The organism is Pseudomonas sp. LBUM1656 (genome assembly GCF_059716065.1).
Genome location: NZ_CP166800.1, coordinates 1,269,504 through 1,289,543, shown reverse-complemented (window position 1 = coordinate 1,289,543; position 20,040 = coordinate 1,269,504). Strand labels below are relative to the sequence as shown.

17 protein-coding genes are annotated in these 20,040 nt (G+C 59.5%); 8 read left to right on the top strand and 9 right to left on the bottom strand.

What is annotated here, in order from left to right; genetic code table 11:
• Window positions 1–38 precede the first annotated feature (38 nt).
• The 8 genes from rseP to rpsB all read right to left on the bottom strand — a co-directional run bounded on the left by rseP (window position 39) and on the right by rpsB (window position 7,505).
• On the bottom strand, window positions 39–1,391 hold the full coding sequence (rseP, locus tag ACA072_RS05620; protein ID WP_497623551.1) for a sigma E protease regulator RseP: 1,353 nt from the start codon (window positions 1,389–1,391) through the stop codon (window positions 39–41).
• 53 nt (window positions 1,392–1,444) lie between these two features.
• Window positions 1,445–2,635: a 1-deoxy-D-xylulose-5-phosphate reductoisomerase gene (gene ispC / locus ACA072_RS05615; protein ID WP_497623550.1), complete on the bottom strand. Its 1,191-nt coding sequence runs from the start codon at window positions 2,633–2,635 to the stop codon at window positions 1,445–1,447.
• On the bottom strand, window positions 2,632–3,438 hold the full coding sequence (locus tag ACA072_RS05610) for a phosphatidate cytidylyltransferase (protein WP_497623549.1): 807 nt from the start codon (window positions 3,436–3,438) through the stop codon (window positions 2,632–2,634). Before ACA072_RS05610 ends, ispC begins: the two co-directional genes overlap by 4 nt.
• On the bottom strand, window positions 3,438–4,193 hold the full coding sequence (gene uppS, locus ACA072_RS05605; protein WP_461979908.1) for a polyprenyl diphosphate synthase: 756 nt from the start codon (window positions 4,191–4,193) through the stop codon (window positions 3,438–3,440). The genes ACA072_RS05610 and uppS overlap by 1 nt, the downstream gene beginning before the upstream one ends.
• Before the next feature lie 13 nt (window positions 4,194–4,206).
• Window positions 4,207–4,764, bottom strand: a complete 558-nt coding sequence (gene frr / locus ACA072_RS05600) for a ribosome recycling factor (protein ID WP_007949335.1) — start codon at window positions 4,762–4,764, stop codon at window positions 4,207–4,209.
• Window positions 4,761–5,504 carry a UMP kinase gene (gene pyrH, locus ACA072_RS05595; RefSeq protein ID WP_003172271.1) on the bottom strand — a complete coding sequence of 248 codons (744 nt, stop codon included), beginning with the start codon at window positions 5,502–5,504 and terminating at the stop codon, window positions 4,761–4,763. The genes frr and pyrH overlap by 4 nt, the downstream gene beginning before the upstream one ends.
• A 208-nt stretch (window positions 5,505–5,712) precedes the next feature.
• Window positions 5,713–6,576: a translation elongation factor Ts gene (gene tsf, locus ACA072_RS05590; protein WP_063342635.1), complete on the bottom strand. Its 864-nt coding sequence runs from the start codon at window positions 6,574–6,576 to the stop codon at window positions 5,713–5,715.
• 191 nt (window positions 6,577–6,767) lie between these two features.
• The gene (gene rpsB / locus ACA072_RS05585) at window positions 6,768–7,505 is read right to left on the bottom strand and encodes a 30S ribosomal protein S2 (RefSeq protein ID WP_007907989.1); all 738 of its coding nucleotides are present in this window, start codon (window positions 7,503–7,505) and stop codon (window positions 6,768–6,770) included.
• Window positions 7,506–7,878: 373 nt separating this feature from the next.
• Here rpsB and map point away from each other — a divergent pair, with 373 nt between their 5' ends.
• From map to ACA072_RS05550, 7 genes are all read left to right on the top strand, one after another.
• Entirely contained in the window at window positions 7,879–8,661 is a 783-nt protein-coding gene (gene map / locus ACA072_RS05580) for a type I methionyl aminopeptidase (protein WP_497623548.1), read from the top strand.
• A gap of 50 nt (window positions 8,662–8,711) precedes the next feature.
• Window positions 8,712–11,414 carry a [protein-PII] uridylyltransferase gene (locus ACA072_RS05575; RefSeq protein WP_497623547.1) on the top strand — a complete coding sequence of 901 codons (2,703 nt, stop codon included), beginning with the start codon at window positions 8,712–8,714 and terminating at the stop codon, window positions 11,412–11,414.
• A gap of 56 nt (window positions 11,415–11,470) precedes the next feature.
• The gene (gene dapC, locus ACA072_RS05570) at window positions 11,471–12,670 is read left to right on the top strand and encodes a succinyldiaminopimelate transaminase (RefSeq protein ID WP_497623546.1); all 1,200 of its coding nucleotides are present in this window, start codon (window positions 11,471–11,473) and stop codon (window positions 12,668–12,670) included.
• A 273-nt stretch (window positions 12,671–12,943) separates the two neighbouring features.
• On the top strand, window positions 12,944–13,306 hold the full coding sequence (locus ACA072_RS05565; RefSeq protein ID WP_222589966.1) for an ArsC family reductase: 363 nt from the start codon (window positions 12,944–12,946) through the stop codon (window positions 13,304–13,306).
• A gap of 33 nt (window positions 13,307–13,339) precedes the next feature.
• Complete coding sequence (gene dapD / locus ACA072_RS05560; RefSeq protein WP_219096741.1) at window positions 13,340–14,374, top strand: 2,3,4,5-tetrahydropyridine-2,6-dicarboxylate N-succinyltransferase; 1,035 nt, start codon at window positions 13,340–13,342, stop codon at window positions 14,372–14,374.
• Between the two features lie 141 nt (window positions 14,375–14,515).
• Window positions 14,516–15,721 carry an aminotransferase class V-fold PLP-dependent enzyme gene (locus ACA072_RS05555; protein ID WP_497623545.1) on the top strand — a complete coding sequence of 402 codons (1,206 nt, stop codon included), beginning with the start codon at window positions 14,516–14,518 and terminating at the stop codon, window positions 15,719–15,721.
• Window positions 15,718–16,122 (top strand): SufE family protein, encoded by a 405-nt coding sequence (locus tag ACA072_RS05550; RefSeq protein ID WP_497623544.1) that lies wholly within the window; start codon window positions 15,718–15,720, stop codon window positions 16,120–16,122. Before ACA072_RS05555 ends, ACA072_RS05550 begins: the two co-directional genes overlap by 4 nt.
• A gap of 120 nt (window positions 16,123–16,242) precedes the next feature.
• Here ACA072_RS05550 and tcdA read toward each other — a convergent pair whose 3' ends face one another.
• On the bottom strand, window positions 16,243–17,052 hold the full coding sequence (tcdA, locus tag ACA072_RS05545) for a tRNA cyclic N6-threonylcarbamoyladenosine(37) synthase TcdA (protein WP_497450344.1): 810 nt from the start codon (window positions 17,050–17,052) through the stop codon (window positions 16,243–16,245).
• 218 nt (window positions 17,053–17,270) lie between these two features.
• Between tcdA and ACA072_RS05540 the strand changes: the two genes are divergently transcribed.
• The gene (locus ACA072_RS05540) at window positions 17,271–19,862 is read left to right on the top strand and encodes a glycosyltransferase (RefSeq protein ID WP_497623543.1); all 2,592 of its coding nucleotides are present in this window, start codon (window positions 17,271–17,273) and stop codon (window positions 19,860–19,862) included.
• The last annotated feature ends 178 nt before the right edge of the window (window positions 19,863–20,040 follow it).

Below are 20,040 nucleotides of genomic sequence, written 5' to 3'. Positions count from 1 at the left end.
TGCCGCAAAATGCGGCAGATTCGCAATTCAGCGAAGTGTTACAGACGGCCCAAATCATTGACCAGAGCAAGCAACATCACCCCGACCACCAAACTGATACCGATCTGTATCCCCCAACCCTGCACCCGATCCGACAAGGGACGACCACGCGCCCACTCGATCAGATAAAACAACAAATGTCCCCCATCCAGTACAGGAATGGGCAACAAATTCAGAACCCCCAGGCTAATACTCAGATAAGCAAGGAAATTCAGGAAATCAGCGACACCCGACTGGGCAGAAGCGCCCGCCACTTTAGCAATGGTTATCGGTCCACTCAAGTTTTTTACCGAGAGCTCGCCGAACAACATTTTCTTGAGCGAATCGAGGGTCAGTACGCTCATGGTCCAGGTGCGTCGAGCACCCTCGCCAATTGCGGCCAACGGACCATAACTGACTTCACGAATCATCTCTGGTGGCCAATCGACCGCTTTCACCCCAGCGCCCAGATAACCGGTGGGCGCCTTGCTCTCGCCGCGAGCGGCCAAGGTCACAGGGACGTCGATTTGAGCACCATCGCGCTCAACGCGCAGCATGATTTTGGTATCGGGACGCATACGAACGGTATCGACCACCTGCTGCCAGTCATCAAGCGACTTGCCATCAAGGGCCAACAGCCGATCACCGGTCTTCAGGCCCGCAGCCTGTGCCGGCCCTTTCGAATCAAGCTCAGCCAACACCGGCGGCAGCGCCGGACGCCAAGGGCGAATACCCAACGAACGAATCGGATCCGGTTCGTCAGCACCCTTGAGCCATTTATCCAGCATCAGCTCACGAGGCGAATCCGCCGTGGAGCCCTGCTCACGCACCAATAACTGAAGAGAACCGCTCTCGCCAAGCCGACGGACCAGTTGCAGATTTACCGCGCCCCAGCCAGAAGTCGGCTCGCCGTCAATGGCAATAATTTCCTGACCAGCACCCAGACCGGCCTTGGCCGCAATGCTGCCAGATTCGACCGCGCCGATGACCGGCCGCACCTGCTCGCTGCCGAGCATGGCCAACACCCAGAAAAACACCATTGCCAGTAGAAAGTTGGCGATCGGTCCTGCGGCCACGATAGCAATACGCTGACGGACCGATTTGCGATTGAAGGATTGATCGACCTGATCGGCCGGCACTTCGCCTTCGCGCTCGTCGAGCATCTTCACGTAGCCGCCCAACGGAATGGCAGCCACCACGAACTCAGTGCCTTTCTTGTCGTGCCAGCGCAGCAGCGGCATGCCGAAACCCACGGAGAAACGCAGCACTTTGACCCCACAGCGACGTGCGACCCAGAAATGGCCGAATTCGTGGAAGGTGACCAGCACGCCCAACGCAACCAGGGTGCCGACAATCATATAGAGCGCGCTCATCTACTTTCTCCGCAATCCTATCCAGTGCCGCATGGGCCAACGTATTGCAGCACTTACCGCCCGTGACGGCTCAACCATTGCCCGGCCAGTTCTCGCGCTTTCGCGTCGGCCGTAAACACCGCCTCGAGATCATCCACCGCAACGACCGGCTCGAGGTTTAACACCTCCTCGATGATACTCGCGATTTCCGGGTAGCGAACCCGCTCGTCGAGAAACGCCGCGACAGCTACTTCATTCGCCGCATTAAGCATGGCCGGCGCGCTGTTGCCAGCTTCGGCAGCCTGACGCGCAAGGCGCAGGCAAGGGAAGCGCTCTTCATCGGGTGCCTGGAAGTCCAGGCGCGCGATGGCAAACAGATCCAGCGGCGCTACGCCCGAATCGATACGCTCCGGCCAGGCCAGGGCGTTGGCGATCGGCGTGCGCATGTCCGGATTGCCCAACTGCGCCAGCACCGAGCCATCGACATAGTCGACCAGCGAATGAATCACGCTCTGAGGGTGAATCACCACTTCGACCTGGGACGGCTTGGCGTCGAACAGCCAGCAGGCTTCGATCAACTCAAGCCCTTTGTTCATCATGCTGGCCGAATCGACCGAAATCTTGCGACCCATGGACCAGTTCGGGTGCGCGCACGCTTGCTCAGGGGAAACATGCGCCAACTCGGCCATCGGCGTCTGTCGGAACGGACCACCAGAGGCGGTCAGCAGAATCCGGCGCACACCAACCGCACCAAGCCCGCGAGCGAAATCCTGTGGCATGCACTGAAAAATCGCGTTGTGCTCGCTGTCGATCGGGAGCAACACCGAACCGCTTTTGCGCACCGCCTGCATGAACAGCGCACCCGACATGACCAGCGCTTCTTTGTTGGCCAGCAGAATTTTCTTGCCGGCCTCGACCGCCGCCAGGGTCGGACGCAAGCCCGCCGCACCAACGATGGCCGCCATGACCGCATCGACTTCAGGGTCGGAAGCCACCTGACACAGCCCCTCCTCCCCCACCAACACGCGAGTCGACAGGCCGGCGGCGCGCAGGTCGTCCTGCAAGGTCCGGGCAGCGCCCGCCTCCGGCACGACGGCGAACCGCGGCGTATGACGCACGCACAAGGCGAGCAACTCGCTCAGGCGGGTGAAGCCGCTCAAGGCGAATACTTGATAACGCTCGGGATGGCGAGCGATCACGTCCAGGGTGCTCAGACCGATCGAGCCGGTCGCCCCCAGAACGGTAATCTGCTGTGGGCGGCTCACGGTGCAGCCATCCACAACAGCACGGCAAATACGGGGATCGCGGCCGTCAGGCTGTCGATGCGATCCAGCACACCGCCATGCCCCGGCAGCAGATTACTGCTGTCCTTGATCCCGGACTGGCGCTTGAACATGCTTTCGGTGAGATCACCCACTACCGAGATAAACACGATAATTGCCGCACCGATCAGCCCTTTGAAAAGCTCGGCGACCGTCCAGTCGCGAACAAGGCCAACAATGACGGTGATGACCAGGCTCAGCGCCAGGCCGCCATACACGCCTTCCCAGCTCTTGCCAGGACTGACCTGCGGCGCCAGCTTGCGCTTGCCAAAGGCCCGACCGGAAAAGTACGCGCCGATATCCGCACCCCAGACCAGCACCATCACCGCCATGATCAGCCAGTTGCCCAACGGGTATTGTTTGATCTGCACCAGACCCTGCCAAGCCGGCAGGAGAATCAACAGGCCGATGACCAATTTGGTCGCCGCACTGGACCAACGTTCGCTCGAACGCGGATACGTCAGCACCAGATACGTCGCCACGCCCCACCAGAGCACCGAAGCGCCCAACACCCAAGGTGCGAGCCCCGGCAGGATGTGCATGACAAACAGCATCAATGCGACCACTACCGCATAGGCCACGCGAGTCGGCTGGGCGTTGAAGCCTGCCAGGCGAGCCCACTCCCACGCACCGAGGGTCACGACCAGCCCGATGAACAGCGCAAAGCCTGTGCCTTCGAGCAGGAAAAACCCGCACAAGGCGATCGGCAGCAGGATCAGCGCGGTGATGATTCGTTGTTTGAGCATTAAACCCGGGCTCCAGACTCGACCTGCTCGCTCGTTTTACCGAAGCGGCGCTGACGAGAAGCGAAATCGGCCAGCGCGTTACGCATGGCGTCGTGTTTGAAGTCCGGCCAGAACAGGTCGGAGAAGTACAACTCGGCGTAGGCCAGTTGCCACAGCAGGAAGTTGCTGATGCGGTGTTCGCCGCCGGTGCGGATGCACAAGTCCGGCAACGGCAGATCGCCGGTGGCGAGACAGGTCTGCAACAGCTCAGGCGTGATGTCCTCCGGACGCAGATGCCCGGCCTGAACCTCCCGCGCCAGACGTTGCGCGGCTTGCGCGATGTCCCACTGACCGCCGTAGTTGGCGGCGATCTGCAAGACAAAGCGGTTGGCACCGGCGGTCATAGCCTCGGCTTCACGCATGGCAGCCTGAAGCTCTGGATGAAAGCGCGAACGATCACCGATGATGCGCAGACTGATGTTGTTGTCATTGAGGCGCTTGGCCTCGCGACGCAACGCCTTGAAGAACAGATCCATCAAGGCACTGACTTCATCGGCCGGGCGCTGCCAGTTCTCACTGGAGAAGGCAAACAGGGTCAAGACCTCGACCCCGGCCTCGGCGCACACCTCGATCACTGCGCGAACGGCATCCACGCCCGCTTTATGCCCGGCGACACCCGGCATAAAGCGTTTCTTCGCCCAGCGATTATTACCATCCATGATGATCGCGACATGGCGCGGCACCGCGGACGGCGCAGTCTGCTTAGTCTTTTCCATGAAAACGCGACCCTTATACGGCCATCAGGTCGGCTTCTTTCTGCTTGGTGGCCGCATCAATGTCAGCCTCAGCCTTGTCGGTCAGCTTCTGGATATCGGCAGCGGCACGACGCTCTTCGTCTTCGCTGATTTCCTTGTCTTTTACCAGCTTCTTCAAATCACCCAAAGCATCGCGACGGATGTTACGTACCGCCACACGAGCGTCTTCGGCAGCGCTACGCGCCTGCTTGGTAAAACCTTTGCGGGTCTCTTCGGTCAGCGCCGGCATCGAGATCAGCAGCAGCTCACCCAGGTTGGTCGGATTGAGGTTCAGACCTGCGCTCTGGATAGCCTTGTCGACAGCGGCAAGCATATTGCGCTCAAACGCTACTACTTGCAGGGTGCGGGAGTCTTTTACGGTGATGTTGGCCACTTGGGTGATGGAGGTGTCTGTGCCGTAGTACGGCACCATCACGCTACCCAGAATGCTCGGGTGTGCCTTGCCAGTGCGAATCTGGCCGAATGCATGATTCAGAGAATCCAGGGATTTCTGCATACGCTCTTGAGCGTCTTTCTTGATTTCATTGATCATTGTTGGCCTTCCTCGATCAGAGTCCCTTCAGCGCCGCCATGCACGATATTCAGCAGGGCGCCGGGCTTGTTCATGTTAAAGACGCGCAACGGCATCTTGTGGTCGCGGCACAGGCAAATGGCCGTCAGATCCATCACACCCAGCTTGCGATCCAGTACTTCATCGTAGGTCAGATGATCGAACTTCTCGGCATGCGGGTCTTTGAATGGGTCAGCGGTGTAGACGCCATCGACCTTGGTCGCCTTGAGCACGACATCGGCGTCGATTTCGATCGCTCGCAAGCAGGCTGCCGAATCCGTGGTGAAGAACGGATTACCGGTACCGGCCGCGAAGATCACCACTTCCTTGGCGTTCAGGTGACGCATGGCTTTGCGGCGATCGTAGTGATCGGTCACGCCCACCATGGAAATGGCCGACATCACGATGGCCGAGATATTGGCACGTTCCAGCGCGTCGCGCATGGCCAAGGCGTTCATCACAGTGGCCAGCATGCCCATGTGGTCGCCAGTCACCCGATCCATGCCGGCCGCGCTCAGCGCTGCACCGCGGAACAGGTTGCCACCGCCGATCACCAGACCGACCTGAACACCGATGCCGACCAGTTGGCCGACTTCGAGCGCCATGCGATCCAGAACTTTCGGATCGATCCCGAACTCTTCCGAGCCCATCAGGGCCTCGCCGCTAAGCTTGAGTAGAATGCGTTTATAGCGAGCCTGATAACCACTGCCCTGCTGAGCCATTGCGAATCTCTCCTGCGGCGTATTTTAAAATTCTTTGCGAGCTGTTTACAGCTGGCGTTCACTCTAGCTTGGCGCTGCTTCAGCGCCATCGGAACATGGCTTTGTAAGCCAGTTCCAAAGGGAAACCAATAAAAATTGGTGCCCCATCTGAAAAGAGGCTGCGCGCGTAAGCGGGCAGCCTCTTCAGGGCGACAGTTAAAAAACCGTCTTATTGCTTGGCGGCAGCCAGCTGGGCAGCAACTTCTTCAGCGAAGTTGTCGACCGGCTTCTCGATGCCTTCGCCTACTTTGAAGTAGGTGAAAGAAACGATTTCTGCACCGGCCTTCTTGGCCAGTTCGCCAACCTTGATTTCAGGGTTCTTGACGAACGCCTGCTCAACCAGGCTCGCTTCAGCCAGGAACTTGCTGATACGGCCTTTGACCATGTTTTCAACGATGTTTTCCGGCTTGCCGGCGATCTTGTCAGCGTTGAGGGTCAGGAACACGCCTTTCTCGCGCTCGACCGCTTCAGCGGAAACTTCCGATGGCAGCAGGAATTCAGGGTTGGTGGCCGCTACGTGCATAGCGATGTCTTTGGCCAGCTCAACGTTGCCGCCTTTCAGAACAACTGCAACACCGATCTTGTTACCGTGCAGGTAACCACCAACAACATCACCTTCAACGCGAGCCAGGCGACGAATGTTGACGTTTTCGCCAACCTTGCCGACCAGAACCAGGCGATCAGCTTCTTGAGCTTCGATCAGCGGAGCAACATCTGTCAGCTTGTCAGCGAATGCTTTTTCAACGCTGGAAGCAACGAATGCCTTGAAGTCGTCCTGCAGAGCCAGGAAGTCGGTCTGCGAGTTCACTTCCAGCAGAACGGCGGATTTACCGTCTTCCTTCAGAGCGATCGCGCCTTCAGCAGCTACGTTGCCTGCTTTCTTGGCAGCCTTGATGGCGCCCGAAGCACGCATGTCATCAATGGCTTTTTCGATGTCGCCGCCGGCCTTGGTCAAGGCCTTTTTGCAGTCCATCATGCCTTCGCCAGTACGCTCACGCAGTTCTTTAACCAACGCTGCAGTAATCTCTGCCATTTCAAAATTCCTCTTGGATAGGTTTTCAACCATTCCACCCGATCGAACGGGCGATCAATTCTTCCCGACCCCACTTGTTAGCGGCTGCACGTTACAAAGGCTGTAGCTGCGCTGCTCACAAACGGTTTTCGAGGTGGCAAAAAGGGGGCCAAGCCCCCTTTTTGCTTACTGAGTCAACGCCAGGGCGTCAATTACTCAGCTGCAGCTGCCGGAGCTTCTTCAACGAACTGCTCGGTGCCGCCAGCAACGTGGTTGCGACCGCGGATGACTGCGTCAGCCATCGAACCCATGTACAGCTGGATAGCGCGGATTGCGTCATCGTTGCCTGGGATGATGTAGTCAACGCCTTCCGGGCTGCTGTTGGTATCGACTACGCCGATAACCGGGATGCCCAGCTTGTTGGCTTCGGTGATCGCGATGCGCTCGTGATCAACGTCGATAACGAACAAAGCGTCTGGCAGACCGCCCATGTCCTTGATACCACCCAGGGAACGATCGAGCTTCTCAAGATCGCGAGTGCGCATCAGCGCTTCTTTCTTGGTCAGCTTGGCGAAAGTACCGTCTTCGGCTTGCACTTCAAGGTCACGCAGACGCTTGATGGAAGCACGGATGGTTTTGAAGTTGGTCAGCATGCCGCCCAACCAGCGGTGATCGACGTACGGCGAACCGCAACGTGCTGCTTCTTCAGCAACGATCTTGCCAGCGGAACGCTTGGTGCCGACGAACAGAATCTTGTTTTTGCCCTGGGCCAGACGCTCTACGAAAGTCAGAGCTTCGTTGAACATTGGCAGGGTTTTTTCAAGGTTGATAATGTGGATCTTGTTACGCGCGCCGAAAATGTACTTGCCCATTTTCGGGTTCCAGTAACGGGTCTGGTGACCGAAGTGCACACCGGCCTTCAGCATATCGCGCATGTTGACTTGGGACATGATAGTTCCTTAATAAGTCGGGTTTGGCCTCCACGTATCCCAATGACCAACCAGCAGCATCAGCTGAAGGCACCCAGGTCATCGTGTCGACACGTGTGTGGATTTAAGCCTTTCGGGGTATCCCCGGAAAGCGGCGCATTTTATATCACAGGACTGCAAAAAACGGAACCCGGATTCTCGATTCCTGATGCGCGACTTCAACCGGGCCCTTGGAATCGCCCAAGAATGCGCCAATCTATAGAGAGAAGCGATGCACAGAGGCTCAGATTTGCGCTGATCGTCTGTTAGAATCGCGTTTTTCAGGGCCGCGAAGATCAACCGCGCAATGCCCATTCCGTTTTAGCAAGCGCCATCGAGCGCAGAGAGAGCCTGTATGACCGTCACCCTCAAAACCCCCGAGGACATCGCAAAGATGCGTGTCGCCGGCAAACTGGCCGCCGATGTGCTGGAAATGATTGCCGAACATGTCAAGCCGGGGATCACCACCGAAGAACTGGACCGCATCTGCCACGACTACATCGTCAACGAGCAGAAAGCCATCCCTGCCCCGCTCAACTACAAAGGCTACCCGAAGTCGATCTGCACCTCGATCAACCACGTGGTCTGCCACGGCATCCCGAACGAGAAGCCGCTGAAGGATGGCGACACCTTGAACATCGACGTCACTGTCATCAAGGACGGTTTCCACGGTGACACCAGTCGCATGTTCCACGTCGGCACCGTGCCGGTCTGGGCCGAGCGCCTGTCGCAAGTGACTCAGGAATGCATGTACAAGGCCATCGAGATCGTCAAACCCGGCTGCCGCCTGGGCGACATCGGTGAAATCATCCAGAAACACGCTGAAAAGAACGGTTTCTCGGTGGTTCGCGAGTTCTGTGGTCACGGCATCGGCAAGGTGTTCCACGAAGAGCCGCAGATCTTGCACTATGGCCGCGCCGGCACCGGCATGGAACTGAAAGCGGGCATGACCTTCACCATCGAGCCGATGATCAACCAGGGCAAGGCTGACACCAAGGTATTGGGCGACGGCTGGACCGCGATCACCAAGGACCGCAAGCTGTCGGCCCAGTGGGAACACACACTGGTGGTGACCGAGACCGGATACGAGATCTTCACCCTGCGCGCCGATGACACCATCCCGCGCGTTTCGGCCTGATCCGACCCCAGGCAGTTCCCAGCCTTATAGATAGATAGGAAAGCCAATCGATGCCGCAGGTGGATCCCGAACTCTTCGACCGCGGCCAGTTCCAGGCTGAACTGGCCCTGAAGGCAAGCCCGATCGCGGCCTTCAAGAAGGCGATCCGCCAGGCCCGCGAGGTACTCGACGGGCGCTTTCGCAGCGGCCGGGACATTCGCCGGCTGATCGAGGATCGCGCCTGGTTCGTCGATAACATCCTGCAAAAGGCCTGGGAGCAATTCAGCTTGAGTTCCGAAGCCGACATCGCGCTGGTCGCGGTTGGCGGCTACGGTCGCGGTGAGTTGCACCCTTATTCCGACATCGACTTGTTGATCCTGCTGGACAGCGCCGATCACGAAGTTTTCCGTGATTCCATCGAGCGTTTTCTGACGCTGTTGTGGGACATCGGCCTGGAAGTCGGCCAGAGTGTTCGCTCGGTGGACGAATGCGCCGTCGAGGCCCGCGCCGACCTGACGGTCGTTACCAACCTGATGGAAAGCCGCACCATCTGCGGCCCCGAGCGCTTGCGCCAGCGCATGCTCGACGTCACCAGCACTGCGCACATGTGGCCGAGCAAGGACTTCTTCCTGGCCAAGCGCGCCGAGCAGAAGGCTCGTCACCACAAGTACAACGACACCGAATACAACCTGGAACCCAACGTCAAAGGCTCGCCCGGCGGCCTGCGGGATATTCAGACGATTCTGTGGGTGGCCCGTCGCGAATACGGCACCCTGAACCTGCGAGCCCTGGCCGGCGAAGGTTTCCTGGTCGAAAGCGAAAACGCCCTGCTGGCCTCGTCCCAGGAGTTTTTGTGGAAGGTACGGTACGCGCTGCACATGCTCGCCGGGCGCTCTGAAGACCGCTTGCTGTTCGACCACCAACGATCGATTGCCAAGCTGCTGGGTTTCGAAGGCGATGACGCCAAGCAATCCATCGAAAACTTCATGCAGCAGTATTACCGGGTGGTCATGAGCATTGCCCAGCTCAGCGACCTGATCATCCAGCACTTCGAGGAAGTCATCCTCGCGCCAGAAGACGAAGCGCCGCCCCAGCCGATCAACTCGCGGTTCCAGCTGCACGATGGCTATATCGAAGCACGCAACGACAACGTGTTCCGGCGTACGCCGTTCGCCATGCTCGAGATCTTCGTGCTGATGGCCCAGCAGCCGGAAATCAAAGGCGTGCGCGCCGATACCATCCGTCTGCTGCGCGAGCACCGTCACCTGATCGACGACGATTTCCGCAATGACATTCGCAACACCAGCCTGTTCATCGAGCTGTTCAAGTGCAAGATCGGTATCCACCGTAACCTGCGCAGGATGAACCGTTACGGGATCCTCGGGCGTTACCTGCCGGAGTTCGGCTTTATTGTCGGGCAGATGCAGCACGACCTGTTTCACATCTATACGGTCGATGCCCACACCCTGAATCTAATCAAGCACCTGCGTAAGTTGCAGTACACCCAGGTGTCGGAAAAATTCCCGCTGGCCAGCAAGCTCATGGCCAAGCTGCCCAAACCCGAGCTGATTTACCTGGCGGGCCTGTACCACGACATCGGCAAGGGCCGGCATGGCGATCACTCGGAAATTGGTGCGGTGGATGCCGAAGCCTTTTGCCAGCGCCACCAACTCCCGGTGTGGGACAGCCGCCTGATCGTCTGGCTGGTGCAGAACCACCTGGTGATGTCGACCACCGCCCAGCGCAAGGACTTGTCCGACCCGCAGGTGATCCACGATTTCGCACAAGCCGTCGCCGACGAAACCCGTCTCGATTATCTGTACGTGCTGACCGTCGCCGACATCAACGCCACCAACCCGACGCTGTGGAATTCATGGCGCGCCAGCCTCTTGCGTCAGCTCTACACCGAAACCAAGCGCGCCTTGCGCCGCGGCCTGGAAAACCCGGTGGACCGCGAAATGCAGATCCGTCAGACCCAGAGCGCAGCTCTGGATATTCTGGTGCGCGGCGGTACCGATCCGGACGATGTCGAACAGCTGTGGTCGCAATTGGGCGATGACTATTTCCTGCGTCACACCGCCGGCGACGTCGCCTGGCACAGTGACGCGATCCTCCAGCAACCGGCCGATGGCGGGCCGCTGGTGTTGATCAAGGAAACCACCCAGCGCGAATTCGAGGGCGGCACGCAGATCTTCATCTACGCACCCGACCAGCATGATTTCTTCGCCGTGACCGTGGCCGCGATGGACCAGCTCAACCTGAACATTCACGACGCCCGGGTCATCACCTCCAGCAGCCAGTTCACCCTCGACACCTACATCGTGCTCGATACTGACGGCGACTCGATTGGCGATAACCCGGCGCGGGTAAAACAAATCCGCGAAGGCCTGACCGAAGCGTTACGCAACCCGGACGACTACCCGACCATCATTCAGCGCCGCGTGCCGCGCCAGCTCAAGCATTTCGCGTTTGCGCCACAGGTGACGATTCACAATGATGCTCAGCGTCCGGTGACGGTGCTGGAACTCAGTGCTCCGGATCGCCCGGGGCTGCTGGCACGGATCGGCACGATCTTCCTTGAGTTCGACCTTTCGCTGCAAAACGCCAAGATTGCGACCCTCGGCGAACGGGTGGAAGACGTGTTCTTTATTACCGACGCGAACAACCATCCGCTGTCCGACCCGCTGCTGTGCACCCGCTTGCAGGATGCGATCGTTGAACAGCTGACCGTCAGTAATGAACCCGATATCAAATTGTCCCGACTCAGTATCTGAGTTAACAAACTTCCCCCTGTGGGAGCAGGCTCACTCCCACATTGAAAGAGGCCCCCATGAACAACGCTTTGTCCCAGTTGCAGCCCTACCCGTTCGAGAAGCTCCGCGCCCTGCTCGGCAGCGTCACGCCAAACCCGGACAAACGCGCCATCGCGCTGTCCATCGGCGAGCCTAAACATCGTTCGCCAAGCTTCGTCGCCGAAGCCCTGGCAAGCAATCTGGACCAGATGGCCGTGTACCCGACCACTCTGGGCATCCCGGCCCTGCGTGAGGCCATCGCCGCCTGGTGCGAGCGCCGCTTCAGCGTCCCGACCGGCTGGCTCGACCCGGCCCGCAACGTGCTGCCGGTCAACGGCACCCGTGAAGCGCTGTTTGCCTTCACCCAGACCGTGGTCAACCGTGGCGCAGACGCACTGGTGGTCAGCCCGAACCCGTTCTATCAGATCTACGAGGGCGCGGCGTTCCTCGCCGGGGCCAAGCCTCACTACCTGCCATGCCTGGACGAAAACGGCTTCAACCCGGATTTCGACGCGGTTTCGCCGGACATCTGGAAACGCTGCCAGATCCTGTTCCTGTGTTCGCCAGGTAATCCGACGGGTGCGCTGATCCCGGTCGAAACACTAAAGAAACTGATCGCCCTCGCCGACGAATACGACTTCGTGATTGCCGCCGACGAGTGCTACAGCGAACTGTATTTCGACGAACACACCCCGCCGGCTGGCCTGCTCAGCGCCTGCGTCGAACTGGGCCGCAAGGATTTCAAGCGTTGCGTGGTATTCCACAGTCTGTCCAAGCGCTCCAACTTGCCAGGCCTGCGTTCAGGTTTCGTCGCCGGCGACGCCGACATTCTCAAAGGCTTCCTGCTCTATCGCACTTACCACGGCTGCGCGATGCCGGTTCAGACCCAACTGGCCAGCGTTGCCGCGTGGAACGACGAAGTGCATGTACGCGCCAACCGTGCGCTGTACCGCGAGAAGTACGATGCGGTGCTGGAAATCCTCGGCCCAGTGATGGATGTACAGCGACCGGATGGTGGCTTTTACTTGTGGCCGAATGTTGAAGGCGACGACGAGGCGTTCTGCCGTGATCTGTTTGTTGAAGAACACGTGACGGTGGTGCCGGGTTCTTATCTGTCCCGAGAGGTTGATGGATCCAATCCGGGTGCAGGTCGCGTGCGCATGGCCCTGGTCGCGCCGCTGGCCGAATGTATAGAAGCCGCAGAACGTATTCGCGCGTTTATTACCCGCAACAAATAGTCTCCCGCCCGCACTGTGCAACGCAGTGCGGGCACACTTTTATAACCGGTAACACGTCAGCCGAAATAGCATTGAAGTGCCATATTAGCTGCTTAGACTGCGGACAGGCCGTTGCACCAATGTCGCATCGCCCTTGCACACCGCAATCCATGTGGGAGCAAGCTCGCTCCCACAGCTTTTGCGGTGGCATACAACCACGGCCGACGCGAAACCGTCCGGTCATGGCATAATCCGTCACCTTCAATTTCCAGCACCTGCAAAGGGGGCAATTCCTTGACCGTTTCAAGCAAAACGTTGCACCTTTTCGGCATCAAAGCCTGCGACACCATGAAAAAGGCGCGCACCTGGCTCGATGAACACGCTGTCAGCTATGACTTCCATGATTACAAGACGGTCGGAATCGACCGTGAACACCTGACCCAATGGTGCGACGAGCACGGCTGGCAAGTGGTGTTGAACCGTGCAGGCACGACCTTTCGCAAGCTCGACGACGAACGCAAAGCCGATCTCGACCAGCGCAAAGCCATCGAACTGATGCTCGCACAACCCTCGATGATCAAGCGCCCGGTGCTTGATCTCGGTGACCGAACCCTGATTGGCTTCAAGCCAGATATCTACGCGGCAGCTCTCAAGTAAGGCAGCCCGTTCCATTTTGTTAGAGGTATCAACATGTCCACTACTCTGTTCAGCCTGGCCTTTGGTGTCGGCACTCAAAACCGTCAAGGCGCATGGCTGGAAGTGTTTTACGCACAGCCACTGCTCAATCCGTCGGCCGAACTGGTCGCGGCCATTGCGCCGATTCTGGGCTACACCGAAGGCAATCAGGCCATCGCATTCAGCACCGCCCAGGCCTCGCAACTGGCTGAAGCGCTGAAGGGCGTCGATGCTGCACAGGCTGCCTTGCTGACCCGTCTGGCCGAGAGCCACAAGCCGCTGGTCGCGACCATTCTGGCTGAAGACGCTCAGCTGACCTCCACGCCTGAGGCTTACCTCAAGCTGCATCTGCTGTCCCATCGTCTGGTCAAGCCGCATGGCCTGAACCTGGCGGGCGTGTTCCCGCTGCTGCCGAACGTGGCGTGGACCAGCCAGGGCGCCATCGACCTGGCCGAACTAGCCGAGCATCAACTGGAAGCCCGTCTGCGCGGCGAGCTGCTGGAAGTATTCTCGGTAGACAAGTTCCCGAAAATGACCGACTACGTGGTTCCGGCTGGCGTGCGTATCGCTGACGCGGCGCGTATCCGCCTGGGCGCTTACGTCGGCGAAGGCACCACCGTGATGCACGAAGGCTTCGTCAACTTCAATGCCGGCACCGAAGGCCCGGGCATGATCGAAGGCCGCGTTTCCGCTGGCGTCTTCGTCGGCAAGGGTTCGGACCTGGGCGGCGGTTGCTCGACCATGGGCACCCTGTCGGGCGGCGGCAACATCGTGATCAAGGTCGGCGAAGGCTGCCTGATCGGCGCAAACGCCGGTATCGGCATTCCGTTGGGCGACCGCAACACCGTTGAGTCCGGCCTGTACGTGACCGCGGGGACCAAAGTGGCGTTGCTGGACGAGAAAAATCAGCTGGTTAAAGTCGTGAAGGCCCGCGAACTGGCCGGTCAGCCTGATCTGCTGTTCCGCCGCAATTCGGAAACCGGTGCCGTGGAATGCAAAACCCACAAATCGGCGATCGAACTGAACGAAGCGCTGCACGCTCACAACTAAGCGTCGCGGGCAACGAAACTGAACCTGTGGGAGCGGGCTTGCTCGCGAAGGGAGCTTTTGAAGCCGCCAAAAGCTTCGCGAGCAAGCCCGCTCCCACAAGGTCAGGCGCATATCCGCCCATGTTCACCAGGGCCGAACAACATGATGACTCCCTCTCCCTGGCGCGCCGATTTCCCGGCCATCGCCGCGCTGCAACGGCAAGACCAGACCTATCTGGACAACGCCGCCACCACGCAAAAACCTCAAGCCCTGCTGGATGCCCTGGCGCATTACTACGCCAACGGCGCGGCCAACGTGCATCGGGCGCAACACTTGCCCGGCGCCCATGCCACCCAGGCGTTCGAGGCCAGCCGCAGCAAAGTCGCCCAATGGCTGAATACCGGCGAGTGCGGGCAGATCATCTTTACCCACGGCGCGACCTCCGCGCTGAACCTCCTGGCGTATGGCCTGGAACACGTATTCAAACCGGGCGATGAGATTGTCATCAGCGCCCTGGAGCATCACGCCAACCTGCTGCCGTGGCAGCAACTGGCCCTGCGTCGCGACTTGAAACTGGTGATTCTGCCGCTGGACGCTGACGGCTTGATCGACCTTGATGCCGCCGCGCAGTTGATCGGTCCGCAAACCCGCTTGCTGGCGGTCAGTCAGCTGTCCAACGTACTCGGTGCATGGCAGCCCTTGCCCGCCTTGCTGGCGATGGCCCAGGCACATGACGCATTGACCGTGGTCGATGGCGCGCAAGGCGTGGTCCATGGCCGGCATGACGTGCAGGCGCTGGGTTGCGACTTTTATGTGTTTTCCAGCCACAAGCTCTATGGCCCCGACGGTTTGGGCGTGCTGTTCGGTCGCCATGAAGCGCTGAAACAACTGCGCCATTGGCAGTTCGGCGGCGAAATGGTACTGGATGCGGATTACCACAGCGCACGCTTTCGCCCTGCTCCATTGGGTTTCGAGGCGGGCACACCGCCGATTGCCGGTGTGATCGGCCTGGGGGCAACGCTGGATTATTTGGCGGGGCTTGATCAGGACGCCGTGTCTACCCATGAGGCGGCGCTGCATGACTATTTGTTGAAAGGCCTTGAAGCGCGCAATGGCATTCGGCTGCTGGGCAAGCCGCAACTGGCGCTGGCCAGTTTTGTCGTCGAGGGTGTGCATAACTCGGATCTGGCGCATTTACTGACGGAACAGGGCATCGCCGTGCGCGCCGGTCATCACTGTGCCATGCCGTTGCTCAAAAGTTTCGAACTGGCCGGAGCAATCCGGGTGTCGTTGGCGCTGTACAACGACTCCGAAGATTTGGAGCGGTTCTTTGAAGCGCTGGATCAGGCGCTGGAGTTGTTGCGATGAGCTTGCCGGCCGATGCGGTGACGGCGCTGGAAACCTTTCAGAGCGCGGCTGGCTGGGAGCAGCGGGCGCGGTTGTTGATGCAATGGGGCGACCGCCTGCCTGCGTTGAGTGATGTGGACAAGGTAGATGCCAACCGCGTGCATGGTTGTGAAAGCCAGTTGTGGTTGGTGGGGTCGCTGGAGGATGGTCACTGGCAGTTTGCGGCCAGCAGCGATGCGCGGATGATTCGCGGGTTGGTGGCGTTGCTGCTGGCGCGGGTCAACGGGTTGTCGGCGGATGAGTTGCGGCAGGTCGACCTACCTGACTGGTTTACTCAGCTAGGTCTGTCGCGACAACTATCGCCTTCGCGCAGTAATGGCCTCAATGCCGTGCTACAGCGGATGAATGAGTTGGCTCAGTAACTGATCGTTCCCACGCTCTGCGTGGGAATGCCTCAAGGGACGCTCCGCGTTCCAGCTTTCGAAAGGGACGCAGAGCGTCCCGGGCTGCATTCCCACGCAGAGCGTGGGAATGATCACGGGTCAGGCAGGCTTAACCCGATCCGCCGGGCGCCGAACCCCCGCCACAATCTTATCCACAGCCTTGGTCGCCGCGACCATACCGAACGTCGCCGTGACCATCATCACCGCGCCAAACCCGCCGGCGCAGTCGAGCTTCACGCCATCGCCGACAAAACTCTTCTGCAGGCAAATGCTGCCATCCGGTTTCGGGTAGCGCAGTTGCTCGGTCGAGAACACGCACGGCACGCTGTAATGACGCGTCACGGTGCGTGAAAAGCCGTAATCCCGACGCAGAGTCGAACGCACTTTTGAAGCCAGCGGATCATTGAAGGTCCGGTTCAAGTCGCAGACCTGAATCAGCGTCGGGTCGATCTGCCCGCCCGCACCGCCTGTGGTGATGATCTGGATCTTGCGGCGTTTGCACCAGGCAATCAGCGCAGCCTTCGCATTCACGCTGTCGATGCAATCGATCACGCAGTCGATGTTCGGCGTGATGTATTCGGCCATGGTCTCGCGCGTCACGAAATCCGCCACGGCGTGCACGGTGCAGTCCGGGTTGATCCCGCGCAAGCGCTCAGCCATCACCTCGACCTTGGGTTTGCCGACGGTGCTGTCCAGCGCGTGCAACTGACGGTTGGCATTGCTGACGCAGACGTCATCGAGGTCGAACAGCGAAATCTCGCCCACACCACAACGGGCGATGGCTTCCGCCGCCCAGGAACCGACGCCACCGACGCCGACGATGGCCACATGGGCTGCGCGCAGGCGCTCAAGGCCGTCGATGCCATACAAACGGGCGATACCTGCAAACCGCGGATCTTCTGTACTCATGAGCATTACCCCAAAAACCGGCGCGCATTATAGGGCTAGTACGACAACAAGATCTAAGTTACCGCGACAAGTGAAAGAACTTATGCGAAACGGGATTGCCAAACGTAGGGCATTTCCCTGTCAGCTATACGCTCAAGGAATGCCCGGTGTAGGATGCGCGCCCCTTGGCACACGCCGACCGGTCCTTCGTTCCACAGCCTTTGGAACCTGAAATAACTATGTCATCGCGTAAATTTGGACTCAACCTGGTCGTGGTGCTTGCCATCGCAGCCTTGTTTACCGGCTTCTGGGCGCTGATCAATCGCCCGGTGACCGCTCCCAACTGGCCTGAGCAGATCTCCGGCTTTTCGTACTCGCCGTTCCAGCAGGGTCAGTACCCACAAAAAGAGCAGTACCCGACCGACGATGAAATGCGTCGCGACCTGGAGATCATGAGCAAGCTGACGGACAACATCCGTACTTACTCGGTCGACGGTTCCCTGGGAGACATTCCCAAACTGGCGGAAGAATTCGGTCTGCGGGTCACCCTCGGTATCTGGATCAGCCCGGACGAGGTACGCAACGAGCGTGAGATCCTGCGCGCCATCGAACTCGCCAACACCTCCCGCAGTGTGGTTCGCGTGGTCGTAGGCAACGAGGCGATCTTCCGTAAGGAAATTACCGCCGCAGAACTCAGCATCATTCTGGATCGCGTTCGCGCGGCAGTTAAAGTGCCGGTAACCACGTCCGAGCAATGGCACGTCTGGGAAGAGAACCCGAGCCTGGCCAAGCACGTCGACCTGATCGCTGCCCACGTCTTGCCGTATTGGGAACATGTGCCGATGGAGCAATCCGGGCAGTTCGTACTCGACCGTGCCCGCGATCTGAAAAAGATGTTCCCGAAAAAGCCGCTGTTGCTGTCGGAAGTCGGCTGGCCGAGCAACGGCCGCATGCGCGGTGGCGCCGATGCATCACCCGCGGATCAGGCGATTTACCTGCGCACGCTGGTCAACAAGCTCAACCGCCAGGGTTTCAACTACTTCGTGATCGAAGCGTTTGACCAACCGTGGAAGGCTAGCGACGAAGGTTCGGTGGGCGCTTACTGGGGCGTGTTCAACGCCGCACGCCAGCAGAAATTCAACTTCGAAGGCCCGGTCGTTGCGATCCCGCAATGGCGCGTGCTGGCGGTTGGCTCGGTGGTGCTCGCGCTGCTGTCTCTGACCCTGTTGATGATCGACGGCTCGGCCCTGCGTCAACGCGGCCGCACCTTCCTGACCTTTATCGCCTTCCTCTGCGGATCGGTGCTGGTGTGGATCGGTTATGACTACAGCCTGCAATACAGCACCTGGTTCAGCCTGACGGTCGGGGGCCTCCTCGCCCTCGGCGCACTCGGGGTCTTTATTGTGCTGCTGACCGAGGCCCATGAACTGGCCGAAGCGGTCTGGACCCACAAGCGCCGGCGTGAATTCCTGCCAGTAGTGGGCGATTCGGACTACCGACCAAAAGTGTCGATTCACGTCCCTTGCTACAACGAGCCGCCGGAGATGGTCAAACAGACCCTCAACGCCCTGGCCAACCTCGACTATCCGGACTTCGAAGTCCTGATCATCGACAACAACACCAAGGACCCGGCGGTCTGGGAACCGGTGCGCGATTATTGCGAGACCCTCGGCCCGCGCTTCAAGTTCTTCCACGTCGCGCCGTTGGCCGGCTTCAAGGGCGGCGCGCTGAATTACCTGATTCCGCACACCGCCAAGGATGCCGAAGTCATTGCCGTGATCGACTCGGACTACTGCGTCGACCCGAACTGGCTCAAGCACATGGTGCCGCACTTCGCCGATCCGAAAATCGCCGTGGTGCAGTCGCCACAGGATTATCGCGACCAGAACGAAAGCACCTTCAAAAAGCTGTGCTACGCGGAATACAAAGGCTTCTTCCACATCGGCATGGTCACCCGAAACGACCGTGACGCGATCATCCAGCACGGCACCATGACCATGACCCGGCGCTCGGTGCTCGAGGAACTGGGCTGGGCCGACTGGTGCATTTGTGAAGACGCCGAGTTGGGTCTGCGCGTGTTCGAAAAAGGCTTGTCGGCGGCGTATTACCACACCAGCTACGGCAAGGGTTTGATGCCCGATACCTTTATCGACTTCAAGAAACAGCGATTCCGCTGGGCCTATGGCGCGATTCAGATCATCAAGCGTCACACCACCAGCCTGTTGCGCGGCAAGGGCACCGAACTCACCCGTGGCCAGCGTTACCACTTCCTCGCGGGCTGGTTGCCGTGGGTCGCGGACGGCATGAACATCTTCTTCACCGTCGGCGCGCTGTTGTGGTCGGCGGCGATGATCATCGTGCCGCAGCGGGTCGATCCGCCGTTGCTGATTTTCGCGATCCCGCCACTGGCGCTGTTCGTGTTCAAGGTGGGCAAGATCATTTTCCTCTACCGTCGTGCGGTCGGGGTCAACCTGAAAGATGCGTTCTGCGCGGCACTGGCCGGGCTGGCGTTGTCGCACACCATCGCCAAAGCGGTGCTGTACGGCTTCTTCACCAGCAGCATTCCGTTTTTCCGCACACCGAAGAACGCCGATAACCACGGCTTCTGGGTGGCGATTTCGGAAGCGCGCGAAGAAGTGTTCATCATGCTGCTGTTGTGGGGCGCGGCGCTGGGGATTTACCTGGTGAACGGCATGCCGAGCAACGACATGCGCTTCTGGGTGACCATGTTGCTGGTCCAGTCGCTGCCGTACCTGGCGGCGCTGATCATGGCGTTCCTGTCTTCGCTGCCGAAACCGGCACCTGTAGCTGAAACGGCACCGGCAGTCTAAATCTGCGCTGATGCACTAAACGGCGGCCAATGGTCGCCGTTTTGCTTTAAGATAACCGCCATTTTGCGGGCCTTGGCGGGACTCGGTTTAACGGCCGAACTCAATACCTGTGGGAGCGGGCTTGCTCGCGAAGGCGTCGTCACTGACGCCAAAAGCTTCGCGAGCAAGCCCGCACCCA

Coding starts and splice junctions, on each gene's coding strand:
- pyrH (WP_003172271.1), bottom strand. CDS start 5,504: ATGGCTCAGCAGGGCAGTGGTTATCAGGCTCGCTATAAACGCATTCTA.
- rseP (WP_497623551.1), bottom strand. CDS start 1,391: ATGAGCGCGCTCTATATGATTGTCGGCACCCTGGTTGCGTTGGGCGTG.
- tsf (WP_063342635.1), bottom strand. CDS start 6,576: ATGGCAGAGATTACTGCAGCGTTGGTTAAAGAACTGCGTGAGCGTACT.
- map (WP_497623548.1), top strand. CDS start 7,879: ATGACCGTCACCCTCAAAACCCCCGAGGACATCGCAAAGATGCGTGTC.
- ACA072_RS05610 (WP_497623549.1), bottom strand. CDS start 3,438: ATGCTCAAACAACGAATCATCACCGCGCTGATCCTGCTGCCGATCGCC.
- tcdA (WP_497450344.1), bottom strand. CDS start 17,052: ATGAGTACAGAAGATCCGCGGTTTGCAGGTATCGCCCGTTTGTATGGC.
- rpsB (WP_007907989.1), bottom strand. CDS start 7,505: ATGTCCCAAGTCAACATGCGCGATATGCTGAAGGCCGGTGTGCACTTC.
- ACA072_RS05550 (WP_497623544.1), top strand. CDS start 15,718: ATGAGCTTGCCGGCCGATGCGGTGACGGCGCTGGAAACCTTTCAGAGC.
- uppS (WP_461979908.1), bottom strand. CDS start 4,193: ATGGAAAAGACTAAGCAGACTGCGCCGTCCGCGGTGCCGCGCCATGTC.
- ACA072_RS05555 (WP_497623545.1), top strand. CDS start 14,516: ATGATGACTCCCTCTCCCTGGCGCGCCGATTTCCCGGCCATCGCCGCG.
- ACA072_RS05575 (WP_497623547.1), top strand. CDS start 8,712: ATGCCGCAGGTGGATCCCGAACTCTTCGACCGCGGCCAGTTCCAGGCT.
- dapD (WP_219096741.1), top strand. CDS start 13,340: ATGTCCACTACTCTGTTCAGCCTGGCCTTTGGTGTCGGCACTCAAAAC.
- ACA072_RS05540 (WP_497623543.1), top strand. CDS start 17,271: ATGTCATCGCGTAAATTTGGACTCAACCTGGTCGTGGTGCTTGCCATC.
- dapC (WP_497623546.1), top strand. CDS start 11,471: ATGAACAACGCTTTGTCCCAGTTGCAGCCCTACCCGTTCGAGAAGCTC.
- frr (WP_007949335.1), bottom strand. CDS start 4,764: ATGATCAATGAAATCAAGAAAGACGCTCAAGAGCGTATGCAGAAATCC.